Source organism: Ruegeria sp. HKCCD7559, assembly GCF_013110575.1.
Taxonomy (GTDB): Bacteria; Pseudomonadota; Alphaproteobacteria; order Rhodobacterales; family Rhodobacteraceae; genus Ruegeria.
Map to the genome: position 1 here is coordinate 24,478 of NZ_WVQU01000015.1, position 11,254 is coordinate 35,731.

The 11,254-nt window shown below is 57.3% G+C and carries 11 protein-coding genes; 9 read left to right on the top strand and 2 right to left on the bottom strand.

All coding sequences use genetic code 11. The annotated features are described in order from the left end of the window. The first annotated feature begins 79 nt into the window (after positions 1-79). The 9 genes from GS605_RS20545 (at position 80) to GS605_RS20585 (ending at position 9,536) form a co-directional block, all read left to right on the top strand. The gene (locus GS605_RS20545; RefSeq protein WP_171725161.1) at positions 80-1,213 is read left to right on the top strand and encodes an enolase C-terminal domain-like protein; all 1,134 of its coding nucleotides are present in this window, start codon (positions 80-82) and stop codon (positions 1,211-1,213) included. Continuing rightward, on the top strand, positions 1,210-2,460 hold the full coding sequence (locus GS605_RS20550) for an FAD-binding oxidoreductase (protein ID WP_171725162.1): 1,251 nt from the start codon (positions 1,210-1,212) through the stop codon (positions 2,458-2,460). Before GS605_RS20545 ends, GS605_RS20550 begins: the two co-directional genes overlap by 4 nt. A 52-nt stretch (positions 2,461-2,512) precedes the next feature. Beyond that, entirely contained in the window at positions 2,513-3,490 is a 978-nt protein-coding gene (locus GS605_RS20555; RefSeq protein WP_171725163.1) for a TRAP transporter substrate-binding protein, read from the top strand. Between the two features lie 69 nt (positions 3,491-3,559). Then, entirely contained in the window at positions 3,560-4,093 is a 534-nt protein-coding gene (locus GS605_RS20560) for a TRAP transporter small permease (protein WP_171638543.1), read from the top strand. 4 nt (positions 4,094-4,097) lie between these two features. After that, entirely contained in the window at positions 4,098-5,411 is a 1,314-nt protein-coding gene (locus tag GS605_RS20565) for a TRAP transporter large permease (RefSeq protein ID WP_152460436.1), read from the top strand. 7 nt (positions 5,412-5,418) lie between these two features. After that, a complete protein-coding gene (locus tag GS605_RS20570; RefSeq protein ID WP_171638544.1) occupies positions 5,419-6,351 on the top strand; it encodes a hypothetical protein in 933 nt (310 codons plus the stop codon). Positions 6,352-6,536: 185 nt separating this feature from the next. Continuing rightward, complete coding sequence (locus GS605_RS20575) at positions 6,537-6,968, top strand: DUF2141 domain-containing protein (RefSeq protein WP_171638546.1); 432 nt, start codon at positions 6,537-6,539, stop codon at positions 6,966-6,968. A 340-nt stretch (positions 6,969-7,308) separates the two neighbouring features. Further along, on the top strand, positions 7,309-8,463 hold the full coding sequence (locus GS605_RS20580; protein WP_171725164.1) for an SRPBCC family protein: 1,155 nt from the start codon (positions 7,309-7,311) through the stop codon (positions 8,461-8,463). Next, the gene (locus GS605_RS20585) at positions 8,460-9,536 is read left to right on the top strand and encodes a 2Fe-2S iron-sulfur cluster-binding protein (protein ID WP_171638556.1); all 1,077 of its coding nucleotides are present in this window, start codon (positions 8,460-8,462) and stop codon (positions 9,534-9,536) included. Before GS605_RS20580 ends, GS605_RS20585 begins: the two co-directional genes overlap by 4 nt. 63 nt (positions 9,537-9,599) lie before the next feature. On the opposite strand, the gene GS605_RS20590 is transcribed toward GS605_RS20585, so the two are convergent. Together GS605_RS20590 and GS605_RS20595 are read right to left on the bottom strand one after the other, a co-directional pair. Beyond that, positions 9,600-9,971, bottom strand: a complete 372-nt coding sequence (locus tag GS605_RS20590) for a cupin domain-containing protein (RefSeq protein WP_171617662.1) — start codon at positions 9,969-9,971, stop codon at positions 9,600-9,602. Between the two features lie 90 nt (positions 9,972-10,061). Further along, positions 10,062-11,099 (bottom strand): YeiH family protein, encoded by a 1,038-nt coding sequence (locus GS605_RS20595; RefSeq protein WP_171172696.1) that lies wholly within the window; start codon positions 11,097-11,099, stop codon positions 10,062-10,064. Positions 11,100-11,254: the final 155 nt, after the last annotated feature.

Consider the following 11,254-nt stretch of genomic DNA (forward strand, 5'->3'; position numbering starts at 1 on the left):
TCTGATGAACTGTCGAAGATATAGTATTTGAAATGATATGCCCGTCAAGGCAGGCTTCCGCTCATCCACAGGGGGCGGAATGAGCGATCTGGCACAAAACATCATCGGTTACGACCTCTGGCACCTGAAGCTTCCGGTCACGTCCCGCCGGGATCACGGTATAGGATCCGTCGAAGGCGTTTGCGAAGTCGTCATACTGCGACTGACCTCCGAGGATGGCACACAGGGATTCGGCGAAGCGTCACCATGGTCGGTGTTCACCGGCACCCCGGAGGCGACTTTTGCGGCGCTGGACCGATACTTGCGACCCCTAGTTCTTGGCGCCAGCGTAAGTGACCGATCGGCCATCATGGCACGCGCCGCCTATGCCGTGGCGCATTGCACCGAGGCCAAGGCCGCGCTGGAAACCGCTCTGCTGGATCTGGCCGGCCGTATCAGCGGCATCCCGGTCTGGTCTTTGCTGGGCGGTCGTTGCCGCGGCACCATTCCGCTCAGCTGTTCCATCGCCAACCCGGACTTCTCTCAGGACATAGACCTGTTGGCGCGGTTGCGAGAGGACGGCGTGCGGATTGTCAAACTCAAGACCGGGTTCAAGGATCACGCCTTTGACATCATGCGGTTGGAGTACCTTGCGCAGAACTGCCCTGAATTCTCGGTCCGCGTGGACTATAATCAGGGGCTGAGCATCGAGGAGGCTCCGACGCGGGTGCGGGACGTGGCCCGGTTCAATCCTGATTTCATCGAACAGCCGGTTCGCGCCCATCACTTCGGCATGATGGCGAAGCTACGGCATATGACCGATGTTCCCCTTCTCGCCGATGAAAGCGTCTTTGGTCCCGAAGATATGGAACGCGCCGCGCGTGAAAGCATTTGCGATGGTGTCTCGGTGAAAATAATGAAGTCTGGCGGACTGACCCGCGGGCAAACGGTCGCCCGCATCGCGGCGGCGCACGGTCTGACTGCGTATGGCGGGGACATGTTCGAGGCCGGTTTGGCCCATCTTGCGGGCACCCATCTGATTGCCGCGACACCCGAGATCACATTGGGCTGCGAGTTTTATCAGGCGTCCTATTTCCTGAAAGAGGACATTCTGGAAGAACCCTTCCGGATCAGAGGCGGACAGGTCTGCGTGCCCGAAAGCCCGGGACTTGGCGGCAAGCCCGAGCTGGCAAAGCTGAACCATTATGCAGTGGCCAAGGCGGTTTCAGAATGAGTGAAAAGAAAACCATAGCCATCATCGGCGCCGGTATAGTCGGCGTTTCGGCCGCGGTCTGGCTGCAACGGGACGGGCACGACGTGATCCTGTTCGACAAGGCCGGACCGGGTGAAGGCACGTCTCATGGCAATGGCGGTGTGCTGGCGTCCTGTTCCATCATACCTGTGACGGTTCCCGGACTGCTTGGCAAAGCACCCAAAATGCTGCTGAGCTCCTCGCAGCCGCTGTTTTTGAAATGGGGATATTTACCGAAGTTGCTCCCATGGCTCCGGCAATATCTGAGCCACGCGAACGTGGCAGACGTTGAACGGATCGCGGCGGCGCTGACACCGATCGTCGGCGACAGCCTGAATGATCACAAGGCCTTGGCGGCAGGCACACGTGCTGAAAAGTGGATCGTGCCCAGCGACTATCTGTTTCTCTACGAGAACCGGGCTCATTTTGAACAAGATGCTTTGGGCTGGGGAGTCCGTCGGAAGAACGGCTTTGATTGGCAAGAACTGGAGGGCAAGGCGTTTCACGACTATGACCCCGTGTTCAGCCCGGATATCGGTTTCGCTGCCAAGCTGTCAAACCACGGTCATATCACCGATCCCGGGCGGTACGTGAAAGACCTGGCCGCCCATGTCGAGGCCGGCGGAGGCCGGATCATCCGCGCCAATGTCGAGGACGTCACCCGCGACAACGGCCGCGTTACCGGCGTGCGCGCGGATGGTGAGACAATCGCTTGCGACACCGCCATTGTCACGGCTGGAGTCTGGTCCGGGCCACTGGCCAAGCGACTGGGGGTTTCTGTTCCTCTTGAAAGCGAGCGCGGTTATCATCTTGAATTGGTGGCACCTTCTGCCATGCCCCGCAGCCCGGTCATGGTGGCTTCGGGCAAGTTTGTTGCCACGCCCATGGATGGGCGCATACGCTTGGCGGGTATTGTGGAGTTCGGAGGGCTGGACGCACCGCCCTCGCGCGCGCCGTTTGAATTGATGCGAAGAAATGCCCGGGCCGCGTTTCCGGGCATAACATGGAAGGAGGAAGTGGAATGGATGGGGCACAGGCCGGCCCCGGCTGACTCGATCCCGATCATCGGTGACGTGCCCGGTATCAAAGGGGCCTATATGGGCTTTGGTCATCATCACATCGGCCTGACAGGCGGGCCAAAGACCGGACGGCTTCTGGCGCAGATGATCGCGGGCAGAACACCGAACACCGACATAAGCGTCTACGCGCCGTCGCGCTTTGCAACATAAGAACAGACCGATGAAGAACATCGGTATTTCAAAACTCGATAGGGAGAAAACGATGAAAAAACTGACAAACCTACTGGCGGCAACCGCTTTGACTGCTGCCGCGGCAGCACCGGCCATGGCCGAAAAATGGGACATGCCGATGGCCTATTCGGCGTCGAACTTCCATTCGGCCACCGGAGCGGAATTCGCCAAATGTGTAACGACCGGAACCGGCGGTGAGATCGAAATCGTTACGCATCCATCCGGCTCGTTGTTCAAAGGTGCCGATATCAAACGCGCAATCCAGACCGGGCAAGCCCCGATTGGCGAACGCCTTCTGTCTGGCCACCAGAATGAGAACGCGTTGTTCGGTTTCGATTCGATACCGTTCCTTGCAACCTCGTTCGATGACAGCGCCAAGCTTTGGGAAGCGGCAAAACCGTCAATTGAAAAGGTACTGGCCGAACAGAACCTGACGCTGCTTTATGCTGTACCGTGGCCGCCGCAGGGACTGTATTTCAAGAATGAGGTGAACTCGGTCGCCGATATGAAGGGCATCAAGTTCCGTTCGTACAACAACGCGACTTCGCGACTAGCCGAGTTGACGGGCATGTTGCCGGTAACGATCGAAGCGGCGGAAATCAGTCAGGCTTTTGCGACGGGTGTCGCCGAGTCGATGGTGTCTTCGGGATCGACCGGGTACGACCGCAAGGTCTGGGAAAGCCTGAACTATTTCTACGAAGTCGATGCCTGGTTGCCGCGCAACTACGTGATGGTGAATTCGGATGTCTGGTCGGGCGTGTCCGACGCCAACAAGAACGTCATCAAGGCCTGCGCAGAGCTGGCGGAATACGCGGGCAACTGGCGCGCCAAGGAATACACCGGCTTTACTCTGCAAGGTCTGCGTGATGGTGGCATGACCGTCGGTCCGGCATCCGAGCAGATGACGAATGAGCTGAAAGAGATTGGTGTGACCATGACCAATGAATGGCTGGAGGCCGCCGGCGACGAAGGCAAAGCCATCGTCGACGCGTTCAACGCCTCTCAGTAACCATTCGAGGCAGGCGGCGTTGCATTGCGTCGCCTGTTTTCCATCCAATCATAACAAAGCGGGGACGCCATGGCGGTATTGCGGGGGCTTCGGTCCGTTCTGGATTTCATCTATCTGGCAGCGGGGGTAATGGCGGCGGTCAGCCTGATTGCCATTCTTTTGCTGATCGTCGTGCAGATGCTGGCCCGCTGGACCGGTGAGGTATTTCCCGGAGCGCCCGACTATGCCGGCTATGCAATGGCGGCGGCATCTTTTCTGGCCTTTGCCAATGCGTTGAATCGGGGCAGCCACATTCGGGTTTCGATCCTTCTGAACGCGGTGCCGGACAGCGTGCGGCGTGTCCTTGAAATCTGGTGTTTCACCATCGGCACAGCCGTCATGTGGTATTTCTGCTGGTATGCCTATCGCTTCGTCTATTGGAGCTGGAAGTTCAACGACATCAGCCAGGGTCAGGACAGAACCGCGCTGTGGATTCCGCAATCCGCGATGCTGATCGGAGCCGTCATCCTGGCCATCGCGCTGACGGATCACCTGATCCACGTCCTGTTCAAAGGTGACCATCGCATTGTCCGCGATCTGGCCGACCAGAGCCACGGAGAATAGACGCATGGAAAACCTGTCTGTCATCATCCTTTTCCTTTTTGTTCTGTTCACGTTGCTCGGTACCGGTGTCTGGGTTGGCCTGGCCCTGATGGGGGTCGCCTGGGTCGGGATGGAGCTGTTCACGACACGCCCCGTGGGCGACGTGATGATCACAACCATCTGGTCGGCGTCGTCGTCGTGGACCCTGACCGCCTTGCCCATGTTCATCTGGATGGGCGAAATCCTGTACCGCACGCGATTATCCGAAGACATGTTCAAAGGGCTGTCCCCTTGGATGGCACCCCTGCCCGGCGGTTTGGTGCATACCAATATCGTGGGTTGTACCGTCTTCGCGGCAGTCTCAGGTTCGTCGGCGGCAACGCTGACCACCGTCGGCAAGATGTCGATCCCCGAACTGCGCAAGCGCAATTACCCCGAACGGATGATCATCGGTACTCTGACCGGCGCGGCCACTCTGGGGCTGATGATCCCGCCGTCCCTAACCCTGATCGTCTATGGGGTGACGATCAATGAATCGATCACCAAGCTGTTCTTTGCCGGCATCCTTCCCGGTTTGGTGCTGGCAGCGATGTTCATGGGTTATGTTGCGATCTATTCCAAGTTGGGCAAAGATTGGACCCCGGATGTCGAGGGCAAGCTGAGCTTCTCCGAGAAAGTCAGAAATTCCCGCTTTTTGTTGCCTGTGATCCTTCTGATCACGGTCGTCATCGGCTCAATGTATCTGGGCTATGCCACTGCGACCGAAGCTGCGGCTTTCGGGGTGATCGGCGGCCTGTTGCTTGCGGCAGGCCAGGGGTCGTTGAACTGGAAGACATTCACTGAAAGCCTGATGGGGGCCACGCGAACCAGCGCGATGATTGCCCTGATCCTTGCTGGCGCTGCTTTCCTGTCACTGTCCATGGGCTTCACCGGCCTGCCGCGCGGGCTGGCCGATCTGATTGCAGGTTGGGAACTGACCCGTTTCGAACTGCTGATGGTCCTGCTGGTGTTCTACATCATTCTGGGCTGTTTTCTTGACGGGATTTCTTCCGTCGTGTTGACCATGGCCGTGGTGGAACCAATGATCCGCGATGCTGGCATTGACCTGATCTGGTTCGGCATCTTCATCGTGGTCGTTGTTGAAATGGCGCAGATCACACCTCCGATCGGGTTCAACCTGTTCGTGATGCAGGGCATGACCAACCATGAGATGAGCTATATCGCACGCGCAGCGATACCGATGTTCCTGATCATGGTGCTGATGGTCTTCATCCTCATCTGGTTCCCCGACCTCGCCACCTGGCTGCCCGAGAATTTGCGTCAGAGCCCGGGCGGGTAAAACGGCCTTGAACCTGCTCCATCTGGCGGCCCGTCACGGGCCCCGTGTTCTGGTCGCCGGATTGGCGGCGGGTCTTTTATTGCCGGGTTTGGCCGAGCCCATGCGAGGCCTGCTGCCGCCCCTGGTCGTGTTGTTGCTGTTCGTCACCGTCCTGAGAATGGACCCCGAAACCATTCTTGGATCGTTGAGCGATCTGCACAAGGTCGCGTTCACCGTCATCGGGTTTCAATTCGTGATGCCGCTGATCATTCTGGCTATTGGATTTGTCGGGGGATGGACCGGAACGCCGGTGCTTCTGTCCCTGCTCATCATGGCGGCTGCGCCCTCGATTTCCGGCAGTCCCAACATGTGTTTGATGATGGGCTACCCACCTGAACACGCGATGCGAATGATGGTGGTTGGGACCGCCCTGCTGCCATTGACAGCGTTTCCGGTGTTCCTGCTCATGCCAGAACTGGGCGGCATTCACTCTGTTCTGCTGGCCGGGTTGCAACTGCTGTTGACGATACTCTGCACAACCGGCGCCGCCATTGTTGTCCGGCGCGTCTGGTTGCGTTCACCATCACGCTCCACATTGGTGAATCTGGAAGGGTTGGGCACAATCACCTTGGCCGTTTTTGTCATCGGCCTGATGCCTTCCGTCAGCACCACTGCGCTGAAAAGCCCGGCCGTCGCCGCTTTCTGGATCGCGCTCGCCTGTCTGGCCAATTTCGGAGCACAATTCCTTTCGTTCCGCATGACCCGTGGACGTCTGCCGGCAGCCAGAGCAACCGCTGTCTCTCTGATCGCGGGAAACAGAAACATCGCGATTTTCTTCGTTGCTTTGCCGCCCGAGGTCACCGCACCCATCATGGTCTTCATCGGGGCGTATCAAATCCCGATGTACCTGACGCCAATGGTCATGCGTCATCTCTACATGAGGCAAGTCTTGCCCGAGTAGCTTTGGAAAGCCGCCTTAGGATATTTTTTTCCTTTTCTCCGATCCTTGTCCGCGTTGGGCCGATACCTCGTGCTTGGTTCAATGCAAAAAAACACCCTCAGGAAAATCGGGTGAATGCTTGTCACTGTTGACAGCTAATTGCATCCTTCCTATTTACTGTCAATATCGACAGTAAAGGATACATCATGCCGATAAGCAAACTGGTCGTCGCATCTGTGATGACACTAGCTTCAACCCTCGGGGCATCCGCACAAACTCTCACTGCAACGGTGCAGGGCGTGCGCAATGCAGAGGGTGATTTGATCATTGCCGTGTTCGATGACGCAAAGTCTTTTAAGGCCATGGACATGACGAACGCGGCGGCCTTGGCTTCCGTTCCTGCTGTCAAAGGCTTGGCTTCGGTCACCTTTCACAATCTCCCGCCTGGCACCTATGCGATTGCCGGGATTCACGACGAGAACAGCAACAGCAACCTGGATACCGAAAAAGATGTCCCAACCGAAGGGTACGGCTTTGGCGGTATGGGGCAGAACGGTCTGCCGCCGGAATTCGCGAATGCCGCTGTCACCGTCGGCACCGGCGTAACCGCAAACCTGAAGCTGAAATACTGGAAATAACATGATCGGCGCCCCACAAATCGTGAAGAACGTCATGAGCAGATCATGCAGGCTCTGATCAGATGTGTTGCGAAATCTGGCCTGGATGGTGCATCGCTTTCGCTGCGCTCATGGTCGCGACGGCGCTTGGCTGTCAGACGTTGTGGGGGATTCTTTTCATGTTCTGGACAATCCCGAGTTTTCATTCCGGGCACTCTTTGCTTTTAACCAACGTATCCCGGGATGAGGATCCCATCCTGTTTTGGCTGGTCCAACTTGCCTGGATCGCACTTAGCCTGTCGATGACCGCTATCGACTTTCACCCTCGGACGTTTTGAAAACTCTTTCACAAGAGGCTCAAATGAAACCCATGCTGCACCTTTTGCCGGTCGAAGCTTACACGAGCCAGGATTGGTTCGACCGGGAAATGCGCGAAATCTTCTCCAAAACCTGGCGCTACGCCGGTTTTATGGAGGATGTCAGTGAACCCGGCCAGTTCATCGCCTTGCAGGCCGGACTCAACAATATATTCGTGATCATGGGGCGCGATCGTCGCCTGCGCGCCTTCCATAACATCTGCCGCCACCGCGGAACCCAATTGATCCGCGCGGTTGGCAAAACGCAAAAAGCATTGACCTGTCCTTATCACGATTGGACCTACGATCTTGAAGGCAATCTGATTTCGGTGCCGGATGAACACGAGGAATTTGGCAAGGTCGACAAGTCCTGCCTTGGCCTGAAACCCGCCAAGGTCGATATCTGGAAATCGATGATTTTCGTCCACCCAGACCCCGACGCGCCTTCCATCGCCGAATGGTTCGGCCCCGTCGAACCCCATATCGGCCCGCACGTACCGGAAGAGCTGATCGAGTACGAAGACCTGAACACCAGCTATGAGATAAAGGCCAACTGGAAGGTTGTCGTCGAAAATTACATCGACGTTTACCACCTGAGCCATCTGCATTCGAATACGCTGCAGATGTATGACCACAAATCCGCCGAATTCCACTGGGAAGGAGCTCATTACATGTTTTGGGAGCCGCCCGTGGCGGAGTTTCTTGAAGATCAGGACAGCAAACTGACCGCCCCGCGCGTCATCCCCAAAGACATGAACGGCGCCTGGGTGCCGATGCTGTTCCCGGGGATTGGTCTGGCCGCTTCGGAAGACGGCTGGAATATCTTCATTGTCGAACCCCTTGGCCCGGAACTGACACGAGTTCACAACCGCGGGCGGGTGTCCAACAGCTCGGAATGGGAATTCACCAAACAGTCGATGAAGTCGTCCTCTTTCTGGTCCAAGTTTGGAATAGCTGGGAAATACGAAGCCAATGACGCGATGGGCGAAGATGACCCGATGGTTGCCGGTGACTTTACCGGCGAAGACATCTACGCGTGCGAGCAACAGCAGAAATCCCTGCATTCTCCGTATTTTGAAGCAGGTCCGGCGGCAAACGGTGAAAGTCCCGTCATCGCGCACCAGAAAGTTGTTCTGCAATGGTTGGGGGAAGGGAAATGAACTCGCGTGATTTTTTCCCATTGCGCGTTTGCGGGACCAGAGTCGAGCCGGATGGCGTGGCAAAGACCGTTATGTTCGATGTCCCTGACCACCTGATGGACATATTCGCCTGGAGGCCGGGCCAACACGTGTCCGTTCGTTTCAATATTGATGGCGAAGAGCACCGTCGAAGCTATTCGATCTCCAGTTCGCCTTACTCCGGGGACCCGCTTCGCATCACCGTCAAACGGGTCAAGGGTGGCCGTGTCAGCAACTTCATCAACGACACTGTTCAGGAAGGGCAAACCATTGACGTCATGCCGCCATTTGGCAGTTTCTGCCTGGACCCCGACGAAACGGCGCGGCGCACCCATTACTTTTTTGGCGCGGGCTCTGGAATTACTCCGCTCTTTGCAATGCTGAACTCGGTTTTGACAGCCGAGCCCCATTCAGTCGCGCATCTGGTGTACGGCAACACAAACGCCAAGAGCATCCTGTTGCAGCACGAACTGAGCGTGCTTCAGCAAGCGCATCCCGAACGTTTTACAATCAACCATGTCTTTTCGAAACCCGGCTGGTGGTCCAACGCCGAGTACTGGCGGCAAGGTACAATCGACAAGGCCGCCATCGAAGCGTTGATCGCCGAGTATCCACCTTACGCCCAGGACGCGCGGTACTATATCTGTGGTCCGGGCGATATGAACCAGGCCGTCAAATCGGCCTTGATGTCCATTGATGTTCCCCAGAACCGCATCCACATGGAAAGCTATGGTGCTGCGCCGGATCTGGACACGGGTATTGACGGGGTGGACGCAAGCGCTGAATTGACGCTGGAAGGCACCCGACATCTCATTTCGGTCTCCAAGGGACAGACCATTCTTCACGCAGCGCAGTCAGCGGGGCTCAAGCCACCCTATTCCTGCCAATCCGGAGTTTGCGGCGCGTGCCGGGCCAAACTGACCGACGGCACAGTTCATATGCGGGCGCGCATGGCGCTGGAAGACAAAGACATCAAAGCCGGAGAAATCCTGACCTGCCAGTCAATACCCACGGCGGAAAAACTGACGATCAGCTTTGACCAGACCCGTCGCTGAAAAGCCAATGACGCGCCTGAGGCATGCCGGTTCACGCCGCCTCAGGTTCATTCACGGATCGGATCATGCGTCGGGCGCGCAATCTCGGATCACGAAGTGCTTGGTCGTTTCTTCCACGACTTCCCAATAGCCGCGAAAGCCATTGGGGATCAAAAAGCTGGCCCCGGTGCGAAAATCCTGACGGGTCCCGTCTTCGTGGATCAGGGCGCAATGGCCTTTGACGATATAGCAATATTCGTCCTTGTCCGTGAACGCGTGCCATTTGCCCGGCGTAGACGTCCAGGTCCCGGCAGACAGTTGTCCATCCGGGCTGGTGAAGTGCATTCCAATCTTGTGATGCGGATCACCCGCGACAACGCGATCGGGAAGATCGGCCAAACGCCTTTCGCTGCGCGTTGCGGGCTCATCGAAAAGATTGATTACCTGTGTCGTCATGAGGTCATACCCTCCTGCTGGTCATGTAGTGCGAGATGACGTGACCGGCCAATGAACGGTCACGTGCTGGACTTGGATTTCCGCCATCTTCTAATGAAACAGGTAGACACCCGCCAAAACCAGAGCAGCGATAAAGATCGTCTCGGCCACGATCAGGACGATGGCCTGCCCGCCCACATCCAGAATCCGCTTGAGCGACGTTTTCATGCCCACTGCCGCAATCGACACCAGCAGCGCCCACCGGCTGAGATCGGCCATGGCCGACGCTACCACTTCGGGGATCAGGCCCATTGAATTCAGGACGGCAAAGATCAGAAAGCCAACGACAAACATCGGCAAAATTGGCGGGCGCTTGCCGTCTTCCTCGCTGAACTCCGCATGGCGCCGGACAAGAAACGAGATGACCAGCACCACCGGGGCCAGCATGGCGACACGGATCAACTTGACCAAAGTCGCCACCTCACCGGTTTGGTCCGAAACCGAAAACCCGGCCCCGACAACCTGCGCGACATCATGGATCGTTCCGCCCAGGAAGACCCCTGAAACCTCGTCGTTGAACTCGAAAGCCTCGGTGAGGATCGGGTAGGCGATCATCGCGATTGTAGACAGAACAGTAACCGACAGTACCGTGAAAACCAAGTTCCGCTCCGAATGCTCGTTTTTGGGCAGAATGGCCGACAAGGCCATCGCGGCCGATGCGCCGCAGATCGCCACCGATCCCCCCGTCAGCACCCCAAAGCGCCAACCACGGCCCAGAAGACGCGCGCCAAGAAGGCCGAACAGGATCGTGAGGATCACACCGGCAATCACAACGGCAATCAGATCAGCGCCAAGGCTCATCATCAATTCAACGGAAATACGCGCCCCAAGCAGCGCAACGCCAAAACGAAGAACCGTTCGTGCGGTAAATTCGATTCCGGCCTTGCAGTCGCCGGCATCGTCTTCGGCCAGGAAATGGAACGCGATGCCCAGCAACAAGGCCATCAGCATCGCCGGGGCACCATAATGTTCGGACAAGAACTTCGCTGCGACGGCGACAACCACGGAAACAAGGAAACCGTGCCCGTTCAAACGAACGAAAGACCGTGCCCGAAGCCACGGCGAGTTGGATGCACTCAACGCCTGCATCTTACTTCCTTTGCAATATTTGAGCTGCCTTTTGGGCAAAGCCTGCCCCCACCCGAACCGTATTCGGCCCGGGTGGGGGCAGGATCAGATTACAGTTCGGCCTGAGCTTTCATGTCATCGGCGGAGATTCCGGCGACGGCGACGGGTTTTTTCAT